Annotated in this window: 25 protein-coding genes, 3 pseudogenes and 1 riboswitch; of the genes and pseudogenes, 10 read left to right on the top strand and 18 right to left on the bottom strand. The window is 64.2% G+C overall.

The window, feature by feature from the left end; translation table 11 throughout:
- Positions 1–40: 40 nt before the first annotated feature.
- Entirely contained in the window at positions 41–1,006 is a 966-nt protein-coding gene (locus DW352_RS26650; RefSeq protein ID WP_162826756.1) for a Bug family tripartite tricarboxylate transporter substrate binding protein, read from the bottom strand.
- Positions 1,007–1,231: 225 nt separating this feature from the next.
- Between DW352_RS26650 and DW352_RS26645 the strand changes: the two genes are divergently transcribed.
- The gene (locus DW352_RS26645) at positions 1,232–1,582 is read left to right on the top strand and encodes a hypothetical protein (protein ID WP_162826755.1); all 351 of its coding nucleotides are present in this window, start codon (positions 1,232–1,234) and stop codon (positions 1,580–1,582) included.
- Between the two features lie 252 nt (positions 1,583–1,834).
- On the opposite strand, the gene DW352_RS03300 is transcribed toward DW352_RS26645, so the two are convergent.
- The 12 genes and pseudogenes from DW352_RS03300 to DW352_RS03250 all read right to left on the bottom strand — a co-directional run bounded on the left by DW352_RS03300 (position 1,835) and on the right by DW352_RS03250 (position 9,708).
- Positions 1,835–2,821 (bottom strand): Tle-like phospholipase domain-containing protein, encoded by a 987-nt coding sequence (locus DW352_RS03300; protein ID WP_115688505.1) that lies wholly within the window; start codon positions 2,819–2,821, stop codon positions 1,835–1,837.
- A 158-nt stretch (positions 2,822–2,979) separates the two neighbouring features.
- On the bottom strand, positions 2,980–4,071 hold the full coding sequence (locus DW352_RS03295) for a M23 family metallopeptidase (protein WP_115688503.1): 1,092 nt from the start codon (positions 4,069–4,071) through the stop codon (positions 2,980–2,982).
- Complete coding sequence (locus tag DW352_RS26640) at positions 3,983–4,339, bottom strand: hypothetical protein (RefSeq protein WP_162826754.1); 357 nt, start codon at positions 4,337–4,339, stop codon at positions 3,983–3,985. Before DW352_RS26640 ends, DW352_RS03295 begins: the two co-directional genes overlap by 89 nt.
- A gap of 246 nt (positions 4,340–4,585) precedes the next feature.
- A complete protein-coding gene (locus DW352_RS27140) occupies positions 4,586–4,738 on the bottom strand; it encodes a PIN domain-containing protein (RefSeq protein WP_210209920.1) in 153 nt (50 codons plus the stop codon).
- A 291-nt stretch (positions 4,739–5,029) separates the two neighbouring features.
- Positions 5,030–5,308: a ribbon-helix-helix domain-containing protein gene (locus tag DW352_RS03280; protein ID WP_162826753.1), complete on the bottom strand. Its 279-nt coding sequence runs from the start codon at positions 5,306–5,308 to the stop codon at positions 5,030–5,032.
- Positions 5,309–5,425: 117 nt separating this feature from the next.
- A pseudogene (locus DW352_RS03275) lies at positions 5,426–5,563 on the bottom strand (carboxyl transferase domain-containing protein); the annotation flags it as partial.
- An 18-nt stretch (positions 5,564–5,581) separates the two neighbouring features.
- A complete protein-coding gene (locus DW352_RS03270; protein WP_115688497.1) occupies positions 5,582–5,881 on the bottom strand; it encodes a hypothetical protein in 300 nt (99 codons plus the stop codon).
- Between the two features lie 358 nt (positions 5,882–6,239).
- Positions 6,240–6,434: pseudogene (locus DW352_RS03265) on the bottom strand (carboxyl transferase domain-containing protein); the annotation flags it as partial.
- A 39-nt stretch (positions 6,435–6,473) separates the two neighbouring features.
- Positions 6,474–6,590 (bottom strand): annotated as a pseudogene (locus tag DW352_RS27670) (hypothetical protein); the annotation flags it as partial.
- Positions 6,591–6,640: 50 nt separating this feature from the next.
- Positions 6,641–7,684 carry an SIR2 family protein gene (locus tag DW352_RS03260; RefSeq protein WP_115688495.1) on the bottom strand — a complete coding sequence of 348 codons (1,044 nt, stop codon included), beginning with the start codon at positions 7,682–7,684 and terminating at the stop codon, positions 6,641–6,643.
- Between the two features lie 25 nt (positions 7,685–7,709).
- A complete protein-coding gene (locus DW352_RS03255) occupies positions 7,710–8,003 on the bottom strand; it encodes a hypothetical protein (protein WP_115688493.1) in 294 nt (97 codons plus the stop codon).
- A 178-nt stretch (positions 8,004–8,181) separates the two neighbouring features.
- Entirely contained in the window at positions 8,182–9,708 is a 1,527-nt protein-coding gene (locus tag DW352_RS03250) for an acyl-CoA carboxylase subunit beta (RefSeq protein WP_115688491.1), read from the bottom strand.
- Between the two features lie 228 nt (positions 9,709–9,936).
- On the opposite strand from DW352_RS03250, the gene DW352_RS03245 reads away from it, so the two are divergent.
- From DW352_RS03245 to DW352_RS03230, 4 genes are all read left to right on the top strand, one after another.
- Positions 9,937–11,622, top strand: a complete 1,686-nt coding sequence (locus DW352_RS03245) for a tetratricopeptide repeat protein (RefSeq protein ID WP_115688489.1) — start codon at positions 9,937–9,939, stop codon at positions 11,620–11,622.
- Positions 11,623–11,741: 119 nt separating this feature from the next.
- Entirely contained in the window at positions 11,742–12,263 is a 522-nt protein-coding gene (locus DW352_RS03240) for a Dps family protein (protein WP_115688487.1), read from the top strand.
- Between the two features lie 22 nt (positions 12,264–12,285).
- Positions 12,286–12,684: a DUF4260 domain-containing protein gene (locus tag DW352_RS03235; protein ID WP_115688485.1), complete on the top strand. Its 399-nt coding sequence runs from the start codon at positions 12,286–12,288 to the stop codon at positions 12,682–12,684.
- A gap of 181 nt (positions 12,685–12,865) precedes the next feature.
- The gene (locus tag DW352_RS03230; RefSeq protein ID WP_115688483.1) at positions 12,866–13,519 is read left to right on the top strand and encodes a PilZ domain-containing protein; all 654 of its coding nucleotides are present in this window, start codon (positions 12,866–12,868) and stop codon (positions 13,517–13,519) included.
- Positions 13,520–13,528: 9 nt separating this feature from the next.
- Here DW352_RS03230 and DW352_RS03225 read toward each other — a convergent pair whose 3' ends face one another.
- The 3 genes from DW352_RS03225 to DW352_RS03215 form a co-directional block, all read right to left on the bottom strand.
- Positions 13,529–13,825 carry a hypothetical protein gene (locus tag DW352_RS03225; RefSeq protein ID WP_210209919.1) on the bottom strand — a complete coding sequence of 99 codons (297 nt, stop codon included), beginning with the start codon at positions 13,823–13,825 and terminating at the stop codon, positions 13,529–13,531.
- 185 nt (positions 13,826–14,010) lie between these two features.
- Complete coding sequence (locus DW352_RS03220) at positions 14,011–14,658, bottom strand: nitroreductase family protein (protein ID WP_245434302.1); 648 nt, start codon at positions 14,656–14,658, stop codon at positions 14,011–14,013.
- Positions 14,659–14,728: 70 nt separating this feature from the next.
- Positions 14,729–15,688, bottom strand: coding sequence for a hypothetical protein (locus tag DW352_RS03215; protein ID WP_115688479.1), 960 nt, complete (start codon positions 15,686–15,688; stop codon positions 14,729–14,731).
- Between the two features lie 107 nt (positions 15,689–15,795).
- Positions 15,796–15,943, top strand: a riboswitch (FMN riboswitch).
- 81 nt (positions 15,944–16,024) lie between these two features.
- On the opposite strand from DW352_RS03215, the gene DW352_RS03210 reads away from it, so the two are divergent.
- Positions 16,025–16,492, top strand: coding sequence for a 6,7-dimethyl-8-ribityllumazine synthase (locus DW352_RS03210; RefSeq protein WP_115688477.1), 468 nt, complete (start codon positions 16,025–16,027; stop codon positions 16,490–16,492).
- Between the two features lie 112 nt (positions 16,493–16,604).
- Here the strand turns inward: DW352_RS03210 and DW352_RS03205 are convergent, their stop codons facing one another.
- Positions 16,605–17,390: an ATP12 family chaperone protein gene (locus tag DW352_RS03205; protein WP_115688475.1), complete on the bottom strand. Its 786-nt coding sequence runs from the start codon at positions 17,388–17,390 to the stop codon at positions 16,605–16,607.
- A 227-nt stretch (positions 17,391–17,617) separates the two neighbouring features.
- Here DW352_RS03205 and DW352_RS03200 point away from each other — a divergent pair, with 227 nt between their 5' ends.
- Positions 17,618–18,004, top strand: a complete 387-nt coding sequence (locus DW352_RS03200; protein ID WP_115694215.1) for a hypothetical protein — start codon at positions 17,618–17,620, stop codon at positions 18,002–18,004.
- Positions 18,005–18,010: 6 nt separating this feature from the next.
- Here DW352_RS03200 and DW352_RS03195 read toward each other — a convergent pair whose 3' ends face one another.
- Positions 18,011–18,706: an HAD-IA family hydrolase gene (locus DW352_RS03195; RefSeq protein WP_115688473.1), complete on the bottom strand. Its 696-nt coding sequence runs from the start codon at positions 18,704–18,706 to the stop codon at positions 18,011–18,013.
- Between the two features lie 109 nt (positions 18,707–18,815).
- On the opposite strand from DW352_RS03195, the gene DW352_RS27135 reads away from it, so the two are divergent.
- The 3 genes from DW352_RS27135 to DW352_RS03175 all read left to right on the top strand — a co-directional run bounded on the left by DW352_RS27135 (position 18,816) and on the right by DW352_RS03175 (position 23,352).
- Positions 18,816–19,361 (top strand): hypothetical protein, encoded by a 546-nt coding sequence (locus DW352_RS27135; protein ID WP_162826752.1) that lies wholly within the window; start codon positions 18,816–18,818, stop codon positions 19,359–19,361.
- Between the two features lie 371 nt (positions 19,362–19,732).
- Complete coding sequence (locus DW352_RS03180) at positions 19,733–21,538, top strand: FAD-dependent oxidoreductase (protein WP_115688469.1); 1,806 nt, start codon at positions 19,733–19,735, stop codon at positions 21,536–21,538.
- The gene (locus tag DW352_RS03175) at positions 21,508–23,352 is read left to right on the top strand and encodes a 2-oxoacid:acceptor oxidoreductase subunit alpha (protein WP_162826751.1); all 1,845 of its coding nucleotides are present in this window, start codon (positions 21,508–21,510) and stop codon (positions 23,350–23,352) included. The genes DW352_RS03180 and DW352_RS03175 overlap by 31 nt, the downstream gene beginning before the upstream one ends.
- Positions 23,353–23,435: the final 83 nt, after the last annotated feature.

Here is a 23,435-nt window from a genome sequence, read left to right as displayed (position 1 = left end):
GGCGCGCAAAGCGCCGGCCGTTCGTCTTCGAACGCCGCGGCTATTGACCGATGCCGGCGGCCTGCACCGCCGCCTTCCACTTCGCCAGTTCCTCGGTCTGCAGCCGTGCGAAATCGTCCGGGCTGCCGCCGATCGGATCGAAGCCCTGCGCGGTGAGCAGCGCCTGCGCCTCCGGCGACTTGAGCCCTTCATTGCCGGTGCGCGACAACAGATCGACCACCGCGCGCGGCGTGCCGGCCGGCGCCCAGATGGCGAACCACACGGTGGCATCGAGATCGACGCCGGCCTCCTTCAAGGTCGGCACCTGCGGCGCGGCCGCCGTGCGCTTGGCCGAAGACACCGCCAGCGCCTTCAGCGTGCCGGCCTGGATGTGCGGCAGCACCGCCGTCGCCGGCGAGAACATCAGCTCGATGCGGCCGGCGAGCAGATCGGTCGTCGCCTGCGGCGAGCCCTGATACGGCACATGCGTCATCTTGATGCCGGTGCGCTGCGCGAACAATTCGGTGAACAGATGCGGCGTCGCGCCGATGCCGGTCGAGCCGTAGGACAAAGCGCCGGGTTTCGACTTGGCGAGCGCGATGAACTCCGCCAGCGTGTTGACGCCGAGCGAGGGATGCACGGCGAGGATCATCGGCTGGCCGGCGACCGCGATCACCGGCGAGAAGTCGCGCACGATGTCGAAGGCCTGCTTGCTGTTGATGAGCCCGGTCGAGACGTTCACCGTGCCGCCGGTGAGCAGCGTGTAGCCGTCCTTCGGCGCGCGCGCGACGATGTCGGCGGCGATCGCCGAGGCCGCGCCGGGCCGGTTCTCGACCACGAACTGGCCCTTGAGCCTTTGGCTCCATTCGTTGGCCATCAGCCGCGCCACCGCGTCCATCGACGAGCCCGGCACGAAGCCGACCACGATGCGGACCGGCTTGCTGGGGTAGTGATCCTGCGCGATGGCGGACGGCGGCGCGACGGCGGCAAGCACGGCCGCCACGGCGGCGGCATGAGCGAACTTCATGGCGGACGTTTCCCTTCCCTGGCTGGCCCGCTTCAAGGGCCTTGGCCGAGGCATAGCAGAACCCGGCGCGCGAGGCGTACAACCTGCGGCGGCGGCAGGCCTAAGGTGATTGCCGGACTTGACGCCGGCGCGTCCGGCGACGCGCGCGCACCGATCGATCGCTTTGACGTGCATCAACGCGCCGCCACCCTGCCGATGCCGATATAAGCGCAACAGGAGGGTCCGATGTCGAAGCATCTCGCGTTGGTGGCAGCGCTTGTTCTGGCCACGTCGCTGCCCGCCTTGGGCCAAGAGCAGCCGAAAAGAACACCGAGCGTAAGCGCGCCGGCGCAGCCGCAACGCGCGGTCACGTTGCCGACGACCGTGCAGTGTCCGAGTTCGATCAGCGCCACCGTGAGCCCCGGCGGCGGATGGACCGGCGGCAGCTATACCGGCACGCTGTTCAACGTGTCGGCCATGGACGGCTCGCGCACCGACTGCATCTACAAGATCGACTATGTGACGATCACCAAGCCCGCGCCCGCCGGCCAGAAATGCGCCGTCGCCGCGGACAAGAAGTCGTTCAGCTGTCAGTGATGTGGGTGCGACGCGCGGGCCAAGCCCGCGCATGACGGCCTGCGTAAGGTGGCGCCTCGCAAGGTTGCGCAGGTACGCTGGCTAGAGCGCCAGCGAAACCCACGCTAAGCCCTTCCCACGGTCATTGCCGGGCTTGACCCGGCAATCCATGAGGTCCCGCCGCGGCGAGGGCCGAACGTACGGCTCTCATGCGTTGCGTCTCATCATGGATGCGCGGGCCAAGCCCGCGCATAACGGTGTGCGCGCAAGCCCCTACTCGCCCCACTTATCCGGCTGCACGAAATCGCATTCCCTCGCGTGCTTGAATCCGATGCGTCCTTTGTCGGACTGCGTCGCGCTGCCGGCGAGCTTGGTCAGTCCCTCGGTCAGATAGCGGATGTTGTGGCGCTCCAGGATGCTCGGCACCGTCACCGTGTGGAAGCGCACGATGCGCACGCGCGGCCGGCATTGCGAACTCGGAAACACGCCGGACGCGAGCGCGCGCGGCACCGCCAAGATCTCGCCGGCCTCGTAGACGCGGTCGATGCCGAGCTGTTCCGTCCCGGCGCTGCGCTCGGGAAACGGAATGCCGAAGAACGCCGTCACCGGCGAGGGATTGAAGGCGTAGACATAACCGATGCGCTTGTCGGCGTAGGCGGCGTGCTGCGCCAGGCCGCCGCCGAGCGAATGGCCGGTGGCGATGATCGTGCGCGGGCGGCAGCCTTCGTCGTACAGCGCCTTGATGATGCCGGGCACCGCCACCTGCGTCTGATCGTAGAAATCGAAGAAGCGCCCCCCGAGAAACCAGCGGAAGTTCGTCAGCCAGTCATCGACCGCATTGAAGTCGGTGCCACGGAAGGCGATCGCCGCCGTGGCGCAATCGCGCCGGCGCCACACATGGTATTCGAGGCCTTCGAGACAGCGCGGCGTGCCCGGCGTGCAGCCGTAAGGGCCGATATGCCCGAAGCGGCACGCCCAGCCCGCGCGTCCAAGATCGTCGACCATATTGGCCGCGGCGACGTCGTCGTCCGTGCCGCTTGCGCGCAGCTTGGCCGCGTCCGGACACGTCCGCTCGTTGAGATACGACGTGTCGGTGTAAGCGAGCGCTGCCATCGCGGCGTAAGGCTTATAGAGCACGGCATAAGGCTTGGCCTGCTGCCGCACATAGGGCGCGGTGCCGACGCCGACGGCGACCTTGGTTTCCGGCTGGCTGGCGCAGCCGGCCAAGGCCGTCGCCATGGCGAGCGTCATGAGCGCCATAAACGGCAAACTCAGCGGCCCTGCCCGCATCCGCACCATGACGCCTCGCCCTCGCCCCCGCGCGCGCGGCCTGTATCAGAGCAAGCGCCGCAACTGGGGGCAAGAGGGCCTGCGCGGCCAGGGACAACCCCGGCCGCCGATCGCAAGCGCCGTCGGCATCAATGCGCGCGCGGTTGGGCGGCCGCCGTGCCCGCAGACGGCCGCGCCTTTTGCGCGCCCGTGGCTTTCTTCGCTTTCGAAGCGGCTTTCTTCGCCGGCTTCGCCTTGGCGAACTGCTTCTGATGCTCCGCGATCACTTCGGCGACCTTCTTCGCGACGATCTGCCGTTTCATGTCGCTGAGCATCGACGGCACGAAGCTCTTCACCATGTCGCCCTTGTAGGGGTCGACATAATGAATGTCGCTGGACCAATCGATGATCTTGCGGAATTGCGCCGGCGTCATCTTGGCGACTTCGTCGTAGGTGTATTTGCGCGGCTTGTAGTCCGTGAACAGGCCCTCGACGGCGCTCTTGTCCTCGGCTTGCGCGGCGAGCTTGTCCTTCAGCTTGAGCGCGCCTTCACCTTTGACGGAAAGGACGCCGTCTTTGTAGCTGACGGCATCGCCGAAATCGGCGGCCTTGAAGCCCTTCTTCATGGCCACCTTCACCGACGCCTCCGGCGGCTTTATGGCGTAGCCCATCTTCAGATCGACATGCTTGCCGCTGGCCTTGCCTTTGTCCGACACTTCCGCGACCGCCTGGCCGCCTTCCAGCACATCGCCTTCCTTCACGAAGGTGCGGTTGTGATGGCAGGTCTGCACCAGGCAGGCGCTGCCGTCATCGGCCGGCACGACCATGCGCACCGTGTTGCCACCGCTCTCAGTCTTGGTCACGGTCTGCACTTTGCCGACAGTCGGCGCGTGCGAGATCACGCCGGGCACGCCGATCGTGTTCATATCGATGCCGGTGTGATTTTCCTTCTTGCCTTTGTAAACGCGCGGACCGAACGGGCTGCTGATGAGCACGTCGTAATCGTCGTTACCGCGCTCCTTGCGGTAATTTTCGATGGTCGACATGGTGTCCTCGGCGCGCTTCTTGTCGCCATAGAGCATCGTCCAGAACGTCTTGTTCTCATACACCACGTCGAGCGGCAGCGCGTTGGTCAGCACCGGCATGTATGCGTCAGCGAGCTTGCCGATGAAGGCGTTCTGCGTCAGTCCTTTCGCCGCCTTGGAGACGGTTTCGAAAGCGCCCCACAGCGCATCGCTCATGGCCTTGATGGCGGGATCGCCCAGCTTTTCCAGGTACTCCTTTTGCTTTCGCCTTGTCCGCGTCGCTGAGGCCGGGATCGTTCGCCAGCCCGTTGTACAGCGGATTGCCGAAGTCCTTGCCGTCCGCGCTCATCTTCGGCACGGGAAAGACCTCCGCCAACGCGTCGCGGGTGACCTTCTCATATTCGCCGGACGTTACGTTCAGGCCGGCGCTGCGCGGCCCGAAGCCGCAATTGCATCCGGCGGAATGGTTCTTGGCATTGCACATGACAATCTCCTTCCCTGCATACCGTTCAGGTTGCAGCGTAGGAGATTTGCACGCATCAACATTGACCTAAATCAGACCGAGATTTTCCATCCGTCGACGTTGCGTCCAATTGCACGGATGGAATGACGCGACGGTAACAAATCTCGGCGCGTCATCTCTATCGCGCCAGCGCACCGTGGTGTTTACCGCGCGCAACAGGTGAGCCGCCCCTTCTCTCGGCATGACGGCCCATCGCTCGCCGGCATTTCAAGTGCGTTCGCTTGTCAACACGACCAGATGCCGCGGCTCGGCGCGCCGCACGGCGCCGAGCGTGATCGAACGGTCGAACGTGACAAGCCGGCCATCGTTCTTGACGGCGAGCGCGAGCAGGTAGGCGTCGGTGATCTGGTTTGGACCCAACACCCGCTCGTGGTCAAACCATGCCGGATCGCTGATCGAAATGTCATCCGGCCAGAAGACGTGTCCGGCTTCAGCTGTTGCGCCCGAAGCAATCTTATCGCTTCGACACAGGCAGCGACTGACGATAAGCGGGCGTTGATATGACGCGGACGAAGCCGTTCTGCGTCAGCGGGCAACTGGCCCATTCTTGCGCCTGTTCACTCGCCCACCACGAAATGGCAGAAGCGTTATGCGGATGATCCCGATCGAAAAGCGCCAGCAAGACATTGACGTCAAGCAGCGCTCGCACGCCTAGCCACTCCTGCCGGGCAGATTGTCTTCCAGTTCCGTGTCTTCAATGAGCTGCTTGATGGCCTCAGCGCTCATCGGCAGACTGCCGCGGCTCGGCAGGACGTACCAGCCGTTCGTAAGAACGGACCCTGCCGGCCCCCTCTCTTCAGTCGTGACGTGCCCAGCTAGCACCTTGCGCGCCGCCTCGGAGATAACTTCGCCAGGCGAGACGCCACGCTCGGCGGCGATCTTCTCGGCCGCGCGCATCACGTCGTCGTCGATCTGGACCGTCTTGCCCATGGTCCTAAATGTAGTCGCCAAGGACGATTTAGACAACCTGCGCGCGACAGGCACACCGCCGCGCCCGCCCGCCATGGCCAGACATCTCGCTGCGCGCGGGATCAGCCGACGGCAGAGCTACACCGGCAAATTATCATGCTTCCGTCGCAGCACTTCGACGTGCTTGTTGGCGAGCATCGCCAGCCCGCGCGCGATGCGGCGGCGCGTCGAGTGCGGCATGATCACGTCGTCGATATAGCCGCGCTCGGCGGCGACGGACGCGCCCACAAGCTCCTACTTCTTGAACAGGGCAACTACACTCTTGCGGGTGTAGAACCACTGCAAACCCACATCAAACAAAGGCGACACGATCAGACCAACGAGTAAAAAAATTGGGTAGAACCAGCGCTCCCGACCCGTCATAGGCGCAAAAAGCGGTATGAAACTGACTGCCGACGATGCAATTGCGATCACTACCTTTGCATATGCCTTATCTGCGCCTTTTGTATTTCTGTCGTCATTTACAAACCATCCAATCAATAAGCCAACGAACAGTCCGAACGAACTGAAACCTGCTACGCCCAGAGGGTCCATTGAGGCTTCTCCATACTCTTCGCCGCAGGATAATCTATTGCTTTGTCGCCTTGCCCGCACTAGGCACAATCGATCAACTTCAACCATCAGTTTATAAAGACGTGGATGGCCGGGACAAGCCCGGCCATGACGATGCGGCGATGTAATGAGCAAGACCCGTCACCCTGAGGTGCGAGGCCGTTAGGCCGAGCCTCGAAGGGCGACGGCCCGAAGTAAGCGCCCTGCCGCTCATCCTTCGAGGCGGGCAAGAGCGCGCACCTCAGGATGACGGGTTAAGGTTGGCGCGCAATCGCAGGTACCCCCACCCCGGCGCGCGAAGCGCGCCGACCCTCCCCACAAGGGGGAGGGTTAAGACAGATCACACCGGCAAATTATCGTGCTTCCGTCGCGGCACTTCGACGTGCTTGTTGGCGAGCATCGCCAGGCCGCGCGCGATGCGGCGGCGCGTCGAGTGCGGCATGATCACGTCGTCGATATAGCCGCGCTCGGCGGCGACGAAGGGCGACAGAAAGCGGTCTTCGTATTGCTTGGTCTGCGCCGCGATCTGCGCCGGCTTGAACCGCGCCTGGTTGCTGATCACGACGCCGGTGCGGCGCTGGCACTCCGGGCGATGACACTCCGGGCGACGACACATCGACACCCGCGCCGGCTCTCCTTCGATAGCGAGATGGAGGTGTCCGCAGTTGCAGGTGGCGTGGCGCGTGGTCATGGGGTGGCCTTTACATAAAAATTGCGCCAGCCGGACGCGCGCAGCGCACTCTATTGGAACATTCGAAGCATCTGCGACCGCTGGATTTGATTGAAAGTCTGCAAATCAGGAAATGTTCTAATCCGATCATCCGAAACGGAAAACCGGCCTTGTATGCGATGCCGGATCGCCATCGAGTCCGGATTCACAATTACAATGTATGGATCAACCCTGCGAGTTGCCAATGTCGACCGCAAAATGGACGCAAAATATAGATCCGACGACGGGAATGAATATCCTATGAATACCCACGCCTTCGCCTCGCGCATCTCTCGTTCCATGGCCGCCCAAACATCAGGAATCTGGGCAGCCTGATTTAAATATCCAATTCCCGTTCTAACACCATCATCACCAGGCTCTCCGACGCCAACAAACTTCAAATGCGTTGGAGCAATGACCGTAGGATGCTCAGGGTATTGAGAGGGCTTCCGCCGACAGACAATTTCTTTTTCAATTTCCTCCCAGTTTATCGAACCATGCGGCTTCAATATTCGAAGCGACTGCGACTCATGATCATTTTCGATACCTTCATAGTACCACTTCGTGCTGTTCGGCAACGATCCCTCAAAGACAACATCATAATTAAACGAAACAATAGTATCCCTTGAACGAAGATGCTGACGTTTAAATCGTTGATATACACTGCGAGTACGCTTGTTTGCAGGAAACCGACCAAATACTTGGCCAATCTCCTCAATTAGCGCATCCCATATTTTTGTTGTTCTCGATCGAAGCTGAGGACTGACACCCGGCGCATTGTTTCGCTCAGACAGGAACGTGAAGACCTCTTCAACGTCTATCGGGCTTAACTGCTTTCTACGAGCGAGCGCCTTCGTGCGGTTAGGCGTTTTCTGGTAATTCAAAAAATATCGAAACAAAAAATTTTCTATATCCTGCCTGTTCTTAGTCTTCTTTACGAAGCGCAGAAATATCTCCCAAAAAGTTACCTGAGTCGGAATCGCGACGGCGCCGCCGCCTTGGATTTTGGCGACCGCACCAGCGCCGAGCGAGGCGCCCGCTCCGAGAAAATATACAATCCGCCGTTCTCCAGACATAACTAGGACTCAAGCGGGCTCGGTCTTATTCATACCGCTCTTCAATTACAATTTTTCGGCCGCGCGTCAGTAGCGCAAACAAACCCAAGATGATCGCGCCGCACGTCCACATGCTAAGAATAAGTCCGGTGCCCATTGTCGCGCCGATCGCACTTCCTGCCTGCGCAGCGGCACTGCCTTCACTCATCCGTGGTCCGATGGCAATCCAGTAGCTCGCAAGCCAGACCAACATCAGGACATTGAAGGCGACAAAAAGAAGAAGGAATAGCCAGCCGAAAAAACCTCTTTTTCTTCTTTCAATCCGAACGAATTGTCCCATATCAGCCCCCCAGCCGCTAAGTCACCTTATCTCGCTATAGTTGCAGAACAAATTGAAGCTTACAACTTCGAAAATAAACGGCCGGGACAAGCCCGGCCAAACGCATGGGGGCGATCACTCCCCACCCGATCGCGTGCGACGATCGAGCCTCCCCATAAGGGGAAGGGTAAGAGAGAAGCTACACCGGCAAATTATCGTGCTTCCGTCGCGGCACTTCGACGTGCTTGTTGGCGAGCATCGCCAGTCCGCGCGCGATGCGGCGGCGCGTCGAGTGCGGCATGATCACGTCGTCGATATAGCCCCGCTCGGCGGCGACGAAGGGCGACAGGAAGCGGTCTTCGTATTGCTTGGTCTGCGCCGCGATCTCGTCCGGCGTGCCGCCGCGGAAGATGATCTCGACCGCGCCCTTGGCGCCCATCACCGCGATCTGCGCCGTCGGCCAAGCATAATTCAAATCGCCGCCGACATGCTTTGACGCCATCACGTCATAAGCGCCGCCGAAGGCCTTGCGCGTGATGACGGTGATGAGCGGCACCGTGCATTGCGAGTAAGCGAACAACAGCTTGGCGCCATGCTTGATGAGACCGCCATATTCCTGGTCGGTGCCGGGCAGGAAGCCGGGCACGTCGACGAAGGTGACGATCGGAATGTTGAAGGCGTCGCAGAAGCGCACGAAGCGCGCCGCCTTGCGGCTCGCGTCGCTGTCGAGCACGCCGGCCAGCACCATCGGCTGGTTGGCGACGAAGCCGACGGTCTTACCGGCGATGCGGCCGAAGCCGGTGACGATGTTCTTGGCGTAGCCGGCGGAGATCTCGAAGAAATCGCCCTCGTCCACGACCTTCAGGATCAGCTCCTTGATGTCGTACGGTTTGTTCGGATTGTCCGGGATCAGCGTGTCGAGCGAGTCGTCCAGGCGGTCGGCGGCATCGAGCGTCGGCCATTGCGGCACGCCGCTTTCGTTGTTCGACGGCAGGAAGTCGATCAGCCGGCGCATCTGCAGCAGGCATTCGACGTCGTTCTCGAAGGCGCCGTCGGCGACGCCCGACTTCGCCGTATGCACCGAGGCGCCGCCGAGTTCCTCCGCCGTGACGACCTCGTTGGTCACGGTCTTCACGACGTCGGGACCGGTGACGAACATGTAGCTCGTGTCGCGCACCATGAAGATGAAGTCGGTCATGGCCGGCGAATAGACGTCGCCGCCGGCGCACGGGCCCATGATGACGCTGATCTGCGGGATGACGCCCGAGGCGAGCACGTTGCGCTTGAACACTTCGCCGTAGCCGCCGAGCGCGGCGACGCCTTCCTGGATGCGCGCGCCGCCGGCGTCGAACAGGCCGATGACGGGGCAGCGCGCCTTCATCGCCATGTCCTGCACCTTGATGATCTTCTGCGCATGCGTCTCGGATAGCGAGCCGCCGAACACGGTGAAGTCCTTGGAGAACAGGTAGACGGTGCGGCCATTGACCGTGCCCCAGCCGGTGACGACGCCGTCGCCGGGGATCTTGGTCTTCTCCATGCCGAAGTCGTTGGAGCGGTGCTCGACGAACATGTCGAACTCCTCGAACGAGCCTTTGTCGAGGAACAGCTCGATGCGCTCGCGCGCGGTCAGCTTGCCGCGCTTGTGCTGGGCCTCGATGCGCTTCTCACCGCCCCCGAGCCGGGCCTCCGCCCGCCGCTCTTCCAGCCTGTCGAGGATGTCTTTCATGCCCGTCCCTGTCGGTGTCGTCCGGATTCCAGCAAGAGCCATACCATGAGCGAATTGCGCCTGTCGTCCCGGGAGACCGAGCATGAGCGAGGGAGGAACGGGCCCCATACGCCGTGCCCTATCGTCGCGCCGTGGCGTCTGGGTCCCCGCCGGCGCGGGGACGACCGCGGACGGGCTTTGCCCTGACAGGCTTGGCGCGGCCCCAAATCCCCCTTAGAAGCGCCTCCGATGACCGAAACCACCGCGCACAAGTCCGCCGCCCAGCTCCTGCAACAGGGCCTCTTCCACCATCGCCAGGGCCAGATCGGCCTGGCCATGGAGCGGTACACCGAGGTGCTCAAGAACGATCCGGACAACGGCGAGGCGCTTTATTACGTCGCCGTGGTCTGCTGCCAGGAGGGTCAGTACACGCAGGGCGCCGAGCTTGCCCGCAAGGCGATCGCCAACGGCCTCAACACCGCCAAGGTGCACAACCTGCTCGGCCAGGCGCTCGACCGGCTCGGCGAGCCGCTGGAGGCGATCAAGAGCTTCGACAAGGCGATCGCCGTCGATCCGGACTTCGCCGATGCGCATGGCAACCGCGCCAACATCCTGGTCGAGGCCGGCCTTGCCGAGGAGGCGCTGAAGAGCTTCGCGCGCGCGCTGGCGCTCAATCCCAATTCGCCGAGCGACCTCGTCAACCGCGGCGCGTTCCTGCAGGACCTCGGACGGCACGAGGAGGCGCTCGCCGACTACGACAAGGCGCTGACGGTGGCGCCGGGCGCGCCGAACATTCTCGTCAACAAGGCCAACGCGCTGTCGATGCTCGGGCGTTTCGCGGAAGCGGAAGCCGTCTACGACGCCGTGCTCAAGGCGCAGCCGAAGAACGCGCTCGCCATGGCGCACCGGGGCCTCGCCATCAAGCACCAGGGCCGCTACGCCGAAGCGCTGGCCGCGCTCGAGCAATCGATCGCGCTCGAGCCCGCGGACGCCAACACGGCCGTCGCGCTCGGGCACCTGCTCATGCTGCTCGGCGACTGGCGCAAGGGCTTTCCGTATTACGAGCAGCGCGTGGACATGGTGCAGCCGCCTTACGCGCCGATCGCCGAACCGAAGTGGCAGGGCGAGCCGCCGCGCGATTTCCGCCTGGTGCTGGTCTGCGAGCAAGGTCTCGGCGACAACGTGCAGATGGCGCGTTACGCCTCGCTGCTGGCCGGGCGCGGTTATCCGGTCTGGCTGCTCACCCGCGAGGCGCTGGCGCCGCTGATGCGCACCTTGCCGGGGGTCGAGCGCGTCATCACCTCGGCGGACGAACTGAAGTCCGATCCGCGCCGCGTGCTGTGGGCGCCGCTGATGTCCTTGCCGCGCCTGTTGCATCTGACGCCGAACGCCGTGCCGGCGCAGGAGCCCTATCTGCACGCCGAGCCGGAGCGGGTCGCGCGCTGGGCGGAGAAGCTGAAGACCACGGGCGACGACAAAGCCCTCAAGGTCGGCATCGTCTGGCAAGGCGTCACCGCCGGCAGCGCCGCCCCCCTCGCCGCGCTGGCGCCGCTCGCCGGCATCGACGGCGTGCGCCTGATCTCGCTGCAGAAGCAGCCGGACCCGTCGATCGCCCAGGTGCCCTTCGCGAGCAAGATCGAGCGCGTCCTCGACGAAACCGACCTCGGCGCCGAAGGCCTGCTCGAGACCGCGGCGCTGATGGCCAATCTGGACGTGGTGGTCAGCATCGACTCGATGCCGGCGCATCTGGCCGGCGCGCTCGGCAAGCGTGTTTTGCTGGCGCTGCCCTATGTGCCCGACTGGCGCTGGCTGCTCGACCGCGCCGACACGCCCTGGTATCCAGGCACCACAATCTTCCGCCAGGGCGCCGACCGGCAGTGGCAGCCTGTATTCGCGGCCATTGCCGCCAGACTTCAGGATAGCGTCACGCGCTAAAGTTTTAGATGATCATCTGAAAGTTCAATCTCAGAACCGTGGTCATGGAACCATAATAGCGGCACGGTATTCCCTGGCTGCAGGGGGAACCCTGATCAATTGACAGAGGACATGAGACGATGAACGACACGCGCACCAGCACCCCCCGCCTGAAGACGCCGACCGACCTCGGCTCCAATGCCACCAAGGACATCGCCGGCGCGCTGAATGCCCTGCTGGCCGACGTCTTCGTGCTCTACATGAAGACGAAGAACTTCCACTGGCACGTCAGCGGCCCGCACTTCCGCGACTATCACCTGCTGCTCGACGAGCACGGCGACCAGATCTTCGCCATGACCGACGTCATCGCCGAACGCGTGCGCAAGACCGGCGGCAACACCCTGCGCTCGATCGGCGACATCGCCCGCCACCAGCGCCTGTCGGACAACGACGCCGCCTATGTCACCCCCGACGACATGATCGCCGAGCTGCGTGAGGACAACCAGCGCCTGGTCGCCAGCATGCGCGAAGCGCACGACGTGTGCGACGAGCACAACGACGTCGCCAGCGCGAGCCTCCTGGAGAACTTCATCGACGAGACCGAGCGCCGCGTGTGGTTCCTGTACGAGATCAGCCGCCGCGGCGATCCGACCGGCCACTGAGCGACGCACACGCGAGGGACTATTGAAAGCCACCTCGCACGTCACCGGTGTGCCGCGAGTGGTGTTACGCGCCGAAGGCGCGGCACTGCTCGCGGCCGCCACTTTCATCTACTGGCAAACGGGCGCCGCATGGTGGCTGTTTGCCGCTCTCTTCTTCGCGCCGGACCTGAGCTTCCTCGGCTATGTCGGCGGCCCGCGCGTCGGCGCCATCGTCTACAACACGGCGCATACGCTGATCGGACCGCTGGTCCTGGCCTTGGCGGGCCTGCTCCTGCCGGCCCCCACCCTCACCGCCATCGCGCTGATCTGGATCGCGCATATCGGCTTCGATCGGCTGCTCGGCTATGGCCTCAAATACGGCGCCGGCTTTGGCTATACGCATCTCGGCCCGATCGGGCGCAGGCCGGCGGACGAGACGTAACGCGGCTGTTGTCGCCGCCGGCGGCGCCCTGATGGTGAATGGACCGTTAGCCGCGGCTACCAAAAATTGTGACAAACGCCGATTCGCCAGCAGACGAGGCTGAAACCGACATCGCGTAAACAGTTCTTAAAAAGATTCATTGTTATGGGAGTTTATTACGCTCGGCAGGGCCCCTCTTAAAATGCCGCAAGCCCGTTTGGACATTCATGACATTGCCTTTCTCGACGACGTCGCTTTTGTCGACCGCCGGAGCGAGCCGCGCATCATCGTCAGCATCGCCGCGCGCTATGCGTTGGCCAACCGCATCGACCCGCGCGGCAACCGCCGCGAGTTCTCCTGCCGCATCGTCAACGTCTCGCCTTCCGCGATGACGCTCGTGGTGCCGGTCCTCGGCACCGTCGGCGAGCGCGTCATCGTTCGCTGCGATGAGTTCGGCAAACAGGAAGGCTCGATCCTGCGCACGCTCGACCGCAGCTTCGTCATGAAGATGACGGCCGGCGACGAAGAGCGCGCGAAGTTCGGTGCCAAGATCGAATGGTACGAAAAAAATAAGAACCACGACATTCACGACAGCCGCGCGCACAAGCGCATCATTCCGAACGACCCGCGCTCCGTCCTGATCCTGGCCGACGGCACGCAGATGGAATGCTTCGTCATCGACATGTCGATATCGGGTGTCGCCGTCTCCGCCGACATCAAACCCGCCATCGGCACGCCGCTCGCTGTCGGCAAGGTCGTCGGCCGCGTCGTCCGCCATCGCCAGGATGGCTTCGCCGTGCAGTTCATTCACCTGCAGGACTACGACGCCCTCGAGGCCCGGCTCATTCAGTCGTAGCGGAAGCGGCTACTTCTGCCCGCCCAACGGCCGCGTCAGCGACAATCCGACGAACGGCACCAGCGGCTCCTTGCGGATGAGCGGCAGCCCGCCCTGCATGTCCGCCGCGCTGGGGTTTCGGTCGGTCTTCAGGTCGAACACCATGTCGGTGCGGCCTTTGTCGTCGCGCCAGACGCCGAGCGGCGGCAACGCGATCTGGTCGGCCGCGGCGACCGGCAAGGACGCGCCGCCGAGCGCGAACACCACCACCAAGCTCAGCGACAGCAAGGTTACGCCGCGCCACGCGACACTGGCTAACGCTCTCATCGGCCCCGATACGCCCCTGACCTCAGGAGCGCATATCCTTCGCCCCTGCCCGACGATTTCGTACCAGCAGCAAAGCGTCCTTGAAAAGCAATTGTTGCGACGGTTCCCCTGTTGGGAGACCGAGCGCACATCATCGCACCGCGGAGCCGCCGCCGCGATGCGGACCGGGTCTTGTATGCACCGTCTTACCCGCGCGGGTAGCCGACCGACTGCGCGAACGTGACGAAGTCGTCGCGGGCCAATCCCATCGCCGATTTCAGCTTCTCGTAATCGATCGACGCACGGAACACGGTCGCCAGCCCCTCGGACGCACAACAGAGATAGACGTTCTGGCCGATGAAGCCGGTGTCGACACCGGCAAAGAGGCGCCTGGCTTCCGCCGGCACCTCGCGCATGCGGTCGCCATGCGCGACATAGACGAGATTAAGCGGCGCCTGCGCGACGAACTCCTGCAACCCGGTTTCCTTGCGCAGATCGGACGATGAGCGCCGCACGAGAAGATGCCGCTTGGGATCGTAGAGCCAGAGACCGTCGGCCATCGCGGCATAGACATCGATCGCCATGATGTGCCGCCAGTACGGCGCCGTGCGGTCGCCGCTCGGCCGGTTGATGCCATAAGCGGCCCACAACAGGTTGGACAGCACCTGATCGGGCAACGCGCGGTCGGCGTATTCACGCGTCGAGTGCCGCAACTTGAGTGCCTCCATCAGCGGCTTGCCGCCATCGGTCTGCGGCGGCGGCAACGTCCGTTCGGTCTCGGCACCAAGCGCGGGCGCGGCCGCGAGCAAAGCCGCGCCGATCAAGCCGCTATTGGCCATGCGACGGGTCAGCATGAGCATCTCCGAAGGTCGGTGTTGGTATGGCAACACTGACCCGGACGCGCATTTGACGCTTTGATCCAGGTCAGGCGGCCGGGACCGCCGCAGCCCAGCGGCGGTTGAATGTCCAGAGCGCCAGGGCGATGACCAGCAGCAGCAGGCCGCCGAGCAAGACCGACAGCGGCGAGGCGCCCAGCCGTTCGAACCACTGCGTGTAGAAATGGATGGCGCCGAACACGGCGACCACATTCACCAGCCAGCGCCGGTTGACCCGCGTCGCCCAGACGCCGGCGCCGATCAGCACGATCGCCCAACCCGCGATGAAGGCGACGGGCGGCACGATGACCTCGTCGAAGCGCGCTGTCGTGTAGCCGTCCATCCGGCGCAGCAGCAGCAAGGGATCGCCCCACAGCGAACCGACCCAGAAGCCGAAATTGACGAGGAAGATCGATGTCCGCGCCGCCGCGAGCGCGACCCGCTCATAATCCGCCGGCAGCCGCTTGGCGGCGAGATAAGTCGCGAGCGCCAGCGCCGCGAACAGCACAATGGTCAGCGTCGGCTCGAAGATGGCCAGAGAGTACGTCGCATAGCTGTAGCCGGTGCGCGCGCCAAGGCAGCCGGACGCGGCGAGAACCGCCAGCGCCGACAGGAGACTGGAACGCGCGACGATGGCGGCCGCGGCAAGGGCCGCGGTGGTGATCAGCATCGAAGCCAGCGAGCCTTCGCCGTAGACGATCACGCCGCCGCAGAACATCAAGGCGCCGATCACCAAGACGATCTGTCCGAGCACGCTCCATTGCTCGATGCGGTTGAGCACCAGCGCACAGCCGATGACGAACAAGACCACGCCGAGCAGCATGGCCGTGAGCGGTGTCGGCACCAGCGCCACCGCGCCCACGGCGACCGCCACGACGCCGAAGCCGATCAGGATATTGATGCCGAGCGAGCCGGTGTCGTGCGACGCCAAAGTCTTGAGCCGCTCGGCCTCGGCCGCCGTGAGCTTTCCTTCTTCCACCAGCTTGGAGATGTCGAGTGTGATCTTCATGGCCCGCCCCTCTCGGCATGAGGCTATCACGAGTCGACAATCGACGGGCCGTCGAGGGCCCCCGACGCTCGATTGACACGCCAGGCAATCCGCCGATAGATCGCCACGACAGTTCTCAGGGCGGGGTGAAAGTCCCCACCGGCGGTAAGGGAGCGTTTCCCAAGCCCGCGAGCGCCCGCCATGCCAATGGCGGGGTCAGCAGATCCGGTGCGACTCCGGAGCCGACGGTTACAGTCCGGATGAAAGAGAACGCAGAGCAAGGCTTCCGCCATGAGGGCGGCGGCCTGCGCTTTGCTTTGCGCCCTGATTCCGTCGGCAGGTAAAGGAACAGGGCAGATGAACCAGCAGATCTTTCAGGGAATTGGCGCCATCGCGGTGGTACGCGCGCGCTGGCACGCCGATATCGTCGACGAGTGCGTGACGCAGTTTCAGGCGGAGCTCGCGACCATCGGCGAGCGTCCGATCAATATCGCCGTCTTCGACGTACCCGGCGCCTATGAGATTCCGCTCTTCGTCAAACGCCTCGCGCAGACACGGCGCTATGCCGCGATCCTCGGCTGCGCCTTCGTCGTCGACGGCGGCATCTACCGGCACGATTTCGTCGCCACCGCCGTCCTCAATGGCATGATGACGGTGCAACTCGAAACCGGCGTCCCCGTCCTGTCGGCCGTGCTGACACCGCATCACTTCCACGACACGGACGAGCACCGAACGTTTTTCCGCGAGCACTTCAAGGTGAAGGGCAAGGAAGCGGCGACCGCCTGCGTCGAGATCTTGACGGCGCGCGCGGCGATGGCGGCGTAACCGTCAGCGCCCGGCCCGCAGGCAGCCAACGGGCCGGCGCGGAGTCACAACTCGTCCCCGCTTTCGCGGGACGAACGGAGATGACGGTGCAATTGCCCGGGTTTCGCTGCGCTCACCCGGGCGGCGGCAGCTCCAGCACCTTGGCCGCTGCCTGCATCTCGACGTGACGATAGGCACGCCGCTCGAGCGCCAGCGCGTCCTCGCCCCATTGCGCCATCTGCCAATCCTCGTCGACATGCGCGGCGGCCCAGGCCTGTTCGGCATCGATGGCACGGTGGGCCAGCGCGAGCGCCAGCAACGCCGAACCGGTGAGCGTCGTGATCACGGACACCGCGCCGAGCCGCCAGATATCGGAGGGGATCGCGGCGCGCGCCGCGGCGATGGCCTCCTGCGACTGCTCGGCATGCATCACGCCCTGCACCTGCATGAACAACGCGCCGAGCTCATCGCGCGCCCACGACAACACCGGGTCCCACATCTGCGCTTCGCGCGCGACCAGGCCTTCCGGCCCGTCGGCGCGGTAGAGCAGAAGATCGCTGTCGAGATATTTCGCGATATCATCGGCCACCGGCGCGGACCGCTCGGCCACCGCATCGATCACCGCATTGGCAAGGCGCGTGAGCGGCATGCGCGCCGGGTCGATCACGTCTACTTGCGCATTCCATTCGTCGGCGATGGCCTGCGCCAATGCGGGCGACGGCGCCGCCAGCGGCCGTCGCAACGGCGTGCGCACGGGCTTGCCGTCGAGCAACACCGCAAAGCCGCCCTCGCCCGCCGTCTCGCTCGCGCTTGCGCTTTCATAGAAACGCTTGCGCAAATTCGGACGCGCGTTGCGGCGCGCGGACTCGACAGGATCGTGCGATTGCTTGGTGAAGATGTCGTCGAAGATATCACGCATATGTTTTCGACTGTGCCGGAACGGCGATCGATCGCGCACGTTCGTTGTTGGAATGGTTATGGACGACCTGCCGTCGAACGCACCAGCGCCCCATGCCGATCGACACGAAGAGCAAGAGCGCTGCCATGAAGGCAATTTCGAACAACTGCGACGTCCAACCTCGGCGCGCTTGTAGCAGCCGCGGGCGCGGAATCCCAGCGGGGCGACGCAACGGAATGGAGCGCTATATGAACTTCAAGAAGCTCGTCACTGTCGCCGGAGCTGCGTTGCTCGCGATCGGCCTCGCCGGCACACCGGCGCTGGCACGCGGCGGCGGCTTCCATGGTGGCGGTGGTTTCCACGGTGGCGGTTTCCATGGTGGTGGATTCCATGGCGGTGGTTTCCTCGGCGGCGGCTTTCATGGCGGCGGCTTTCATGGCGGTGGATTTCACGGTGGCTTCGCTCACCGCGGCTTCGGCCATCGTCGCTTCGTCGCCGGCGGCTTCGGCTACGGCTTCTACGACCCGTTCTATGACGATTGGCCGTACGGCTACGACACCTACGCTTACGACGATTGCTACGTGCGCGTCGTGCGCGTGCATGGCCATTGGGTGCGCCGCACTTACTGCGGCTGACACCCACTAGGCCGGTGACGCCGCGTTGATGGTCCGCGGCGTCGCCGGCCACAGTTTCTCGACCGCGGGCGCCAGCGCGTCGAACGTGTCGATCACCTGGCCCGCGCCGGCGGCGTACAGATCGGCGATCGGATGATAACCCCACGACACGCCGACGGCCGTCGCTCCGGCCGCGCGCGCCATGGCCATATCGAAAGCGGTATCGCCGATCATGACGGTATCGTCGGCATCGACGCCGGTTTCCCGCATGGCCTGCAGCACCATGGCCGGATCGGGCTTCGACGGCGCGGTGTCCGAGGTCTGCACCGTGACGAAAATGCCTTGCAGATCGTGCTGCTCCACCATCGCCGCCACACCGCGCCGCGATTTGCCGGTGGCGAGGCCGAGGACGATGTCGTCGCGCCCACGCAGCGCGTCGATGGCCGCGCGGGCACCCGGATAGAGCGGCGACGGCTCCGTGCCGGCCGCCCGCAGCGCGAAGAACGCCTCCTTGTAGCGGGCCGCCAGGCTGTCGATCGGATGGTCGGCATCGCCGGCGAGGCGACGGAAAGCATGCTCGAGCGACAGGCCGACGATGGACAGCACCTGGGGCACCGGCGGACAGACCATGCCGTGGTCCTCATAAGCCTGGCGCATGGCGGCGCAGATGATGCGCTGACTGTCGATCAGCGTACCGTCGACGTCGAAAAGAACGAGCTTCATTTTGAGCTATTTCAAAGCGTGGTTGGCGCGGCTGCGGAACGGTCGCCGGGCGGTGGGTGTTCCTTATATGGGCGCGCCCGGCGCGTCCGTCCACCGAAAGGATACCACCATGGCTCGCCCCTTCTTTCTCGGATCTCTCGCGGCGGCGCTGGTCGCCGGCACCCTGCTCGCCCTGCCGGCCTTCGGCCAGGCCATCGTCCCCAGTGGCGGCGGTGGCGGTGGTGGCGGCGGCGGTGGCGGCGCGCCCAGCATGGGCAGCGGCGGCGGCGGAACTTTTAGAAGTTCGGGTGGTGGCGGCGGCGGAGCCGTGGCCCCGCGCGGCGGTGGCGGCGGTGCGCCGGTCATGGGCAGCGGCCGGAGCACATTCCGGAGTTCTGGCGGCGGCGGTGGCGGCGGCGGCGGCGCTGCCATCGTCCGGCGCGGCGGCGCCGGCGGCTATTATGGCGGGCGCGGTTACGCCGGACGCGGATACCATCACGGCCACAGGCGCTACTACGGCGGCCCGGCCATCGTCGGCGGCTGGGGTTGGGGCGCACCGTTTTACTACAACGACTACTCCTACTCCGATCCCTACTATTACGGTTATGAGCGCTGCTACACCCGGCGTGTGAAAGTGCGCGGACACTGGGTGCGCCGCCGCTACTGCGAATACTGACACATCGCACGCATCAGCTGCGCCGGTCCGCCATGCGGGCCGGCGCTCTGCCGTGAAGACGCGACACTCCCAACGCGCCGCATCACGAAAGCATTGTGCGCCGCAACGCATCGGGCGTGCACTGCGGCGAAATCAAAGCGGGACCATGGCGACGCCGCCAAAGCTTTCAAGCGACGAAATGGCGTGCGAACTCGCGGTTAATTGCGCAGCTGTCGTCGCAAGGATGTGTAGCTTTGAACGCTTCCAATGCATAATATCGGTGCATCGGAGTGGTTGTCGCGACATGCAACGCGACGGAAGCCCAGCCCGCGTGATGGCTGGACGCGACCGCACAGACAGTAGCCGTTGCGGGACGCGTTACGAGGAGTTCGATGAAGAACACGGACACGTCCGCGCCCGAGTACTTTCATAAAGTCGTCGATTGCCAATATGCGTGCCCGGCGCACACGCCCGTTCCCGAATACATTCGTTTGATCGCACACGGGCGTTACTCGGACGCCTATATGATCAATTGGCAATCCAATGTGTTTCCCGGCATTCTCGGACGCACCTGCGACCGTCCCTGCGAGCCCGCCTGCAGGCGCGACCGCGTCGAGAACGAACCGGTCGCGATTTGCCGGTTGAAGCGCGTTGCCGCGGATTACAAAGACGACATTCGTTCGCGATTGCCGAAGCCGGCCGCCATGAAGAACGGCAAGCGCGTCGCGCTGGTCGGCGGCGGCCCCTCCTCGCTGACCGTCGCGCGCGATCTCGCGCCGCTCGGCTACAGCGTCACCGTGTTCGACGCCGACAAAAAAGCCGGCGGCATGATCCGCACGCAAATTCCGAAATTCCGCTTGCCGGATTCGGTGATCGACGAAGAGACCGGCTACATCCTCGATCTCGGCGTCGACTTCCGGGCCGGCACGCGCATCGACAGCATGAAAGCGCTGCTCGCCGAAGGCTGGGACGCGATTTTCGTCGGCTCCGGTGCACCGCGCGGCCGCGATCTCGATATTCCCGGCCGCACGGAAGCGGCCGCCAACATCCATATCGGCATCGACTGGTTGTCGTCGGTGTCGTTCGGGCACATCGACAAGATCGGCAAGCGCGTCGTCGTGCTCGGCGGCGGCAACACCGCCATGGACTGCTGCCGCTCCGCCCGCCGTCTCGGCGGCGAACAGGTCGATGTCGTCGTGCGTTCCGGCTTCGAGGAGATGAAGGCGTCGCCTTGGGAAAAGGAAGACGCCATGCACGAAGGCATCCCGATCCACAATTACCTCGTGCCGAAGGCATTCACCCACGACAACGGCAAACTCACCGGCATCACCTTCGAGAAGGTGAAGGCCGAATACGACGCCAAGGGCCGGCGCAAGCTGGTGCCGGCGGGCGAGCCGGACCAGCACTTCCCCTGCGACGATGTGCTCGTCGCGGTCGGCCAGGAGAACGCCTTTCCCTGGATCGAGCGCGACATCGGCATCGAGTTCGACGACAAGTGGGACATGCCGGTGGTCGACGAGAAGACCATGCGGTCGACGCATCCGAAGATCTTCTTCGGCGGCGACGCCGCCTTTGGTCCGAAGAACATCATCTGGGCTGTGGCGCATGGCCACGAGGCCGCCGTCTCCATCGACAAGCTGCTCAACGGCGAAGACATCGCCGACCGCCCCGCGCCGGCGGTCGAGTTGATCAGCCAGAAGATGGGCATCCACGAGTGGTCCTACGACAACGACATCGCGCTCGACCAGCGCTACAAGGTGCCGCACCGCGACACTGTCGTGGCGCTCAAGGACATCAAGGCCGAGGTCGAGCTCGGCTTCGATCTGCAGCTCGCCGTGAAGGAAGCCCACCGCTGCCTCAACTGCGACGTCGAGACGGTGTTCACGTCGAAGCTCTGCATCGAATGCGATGCCTGCGTCGACATCTGCCCGATGGACTGCATCACCTTCACGCCGAACGGCGAGGAAGCCGAGCTGCGCACGCGGCTCAACGCACCGGCCAAGAACCTGTCTCAGGACCTTTACGTGCAGGACGGTCTTAAGACCGGGCGCGTGATGGTGAAAGACGAGGACGTGTGCCTGCACTGCGGCCTATGCGCCGAGCGCTGCCCCACCGGGGCCTGGGACATGCAGAAATTCTTGCTGGAAATGACTCACGCAGGACCGTCATGCCGACCGCAACGCCGATCAGCCGCGTAAACGACTTCGTCATCCGCTTCGCCAACGTCAACGGCTCCGGCTCGGCAAGCGCCAACGAGATGTTCGCCCGCGCCGTCATGCGCATGGGCGTGCCGGTCGCGCCGCGCAACATATTCCCGTCCAACATCCAGGGCCTGCCGACCTGGTACGAAGTGCGCGTCTCCGAAGCCGGCCATATGGGCGCGCGCGGCGGCACCGACTTCATGGTGGCGATGAACCCGCAGACTTTCGACAAGGACATCGCCGGCATCGAGCCGGGCGGCTATCTGTTCTACGACTCGACCAAGCCGTATCCGCCGTCGAAATTCCGCGACGACATCACCGTCATCGGCATGCCGCTGACCGCCATCTGCAACCGCGAATACACCGACCCGCGGCAACGGCAACTGTTCAAGAACATCATCTATATCGGCGCGCTGACGGCGCTGCTCGATATGGACGTCGCCGTGGTCGAGAAGCTGATCGGCGAACAGTACAAGGGCAAGGAAAAACTGATCGAGCCGAACCTCAAGGCGCTGCATATCGGCCGCGATTACGCGACCTTGAACCTCGACTGTCCGATCGGATTGCGCATCCGCAAGGCCGACAAGATCGGCGACCGCATTTTCGTCGAGGGCAACGCCGCGGCGGCGCTCGGCGCCGTCTATGGTGGCGCCACGGTCTGCGCCTGGTATCCGATCACGCCCTCCTCCTCGCTGGCCGACGCCTTCACGCGGCACTGTGCGCGGCTGCGCGTCGATCCCGAGACCAACGAGGCCAAGTACGCCATCATCCAGGCCGAGGACGAACTCGCTTCGATCGGCATGGTGATCGGCGCCGGCTGGAACGGCGCCCGCGCCTTCACCGCGACCTCCGGCCCCGGCATTTCGCTGATGCAGGAATTCATCGGGCTCGCTTATTTTGCCGAGATCCCGGCGGTGCTGTTCGACGTGCAGCGCGCCGGCCCCTCCACCGGCATGCCGACGCGCACGCAGCAGTGCGACATCATCTCCTGCGCCTATGCCTCGCATGGCGACACCAAGCACGTGCTGCTGTTCCCGGAAGATCCCAACGAGGCGTTCGAGTTCGGTGCACAGGCCTTCGACCTCGCCGACCGGCTGCAGACGCCGATCTTCGTCATGCTCGACCTCGACATCGGCATGAACACGCATCTGTGCAAACCCTTCGCCTGGGACGACAGCAAGGTCTACGACCGCGGCAAGGTCATGACCGCCGAAGAGTTGGAGGCCGGCAGGGAGTTCGGCCGCTATCTCGACGTCGACGGCGACGGCATTCCCTACCGCACCTATCCCGGCACGCATCCGACCAAGGGCTCGTTCTTCACCCGCGGCACCTCGCGCGATCGCTACGCGCGCTATACCGAGGAAGGGGCGCCTTATGTCGACAACATGCAGCGCCTCTTGCGCAAGTTCGAGACGGCCAAGGACCTGGTGCCGCGGCCGCTGATCGCCAACGCGGCCAAGCCGAGCAAATACGGCGTCATCTATTACGGCTCGACCGCGCCGGCGATGGACGAAGCGATCCACATGATCGAGGCCAAGGGCCATGCACTCGACCGCATGCGCGTCCGCGGCTTCCCGTTCCACTCGTCGGTCAATTCCTTCGTCGCCGATCACGACTTCATCTTCGTCGTCGAGCAGAACCGCGACGCGCAACTGCGTTCGCTCATCGTCAACGAATGCGGCATCGACCCGGTGCGGCTGGTGCCGATCCTGCATTACGACGGCACGCCGATCACCGCCCGCTTCATCGCCAAGGCCATCGGCGATCACCTCGATACGTTGAAGGTGAAGCAGGTGAAGGTGACGTCGTGAGACAGTTTTTGAGCGTCATCGTCCGCGAAAGCGGACGATCCAGTAATCACGGTAGCCGGCGAATACGACCGGCGCTGCGGCGT

The organism is Pseudolabrys taiwanensis, assembly GCF_003367395.1.
Classification (GTDB): domain Bacteria; phylum Pseudomonadota; class Alphaproteobacteria; order Rhizobiales; family Xanthobacteraceae; genus Pseudolabrys; species Pseudolabrys taiwanensis.
The sequence above is the reverse complement of the archived record's forward strand: the minus strand, read 5'-3'. Positions and strand labels throughout refer to the sequence as shown.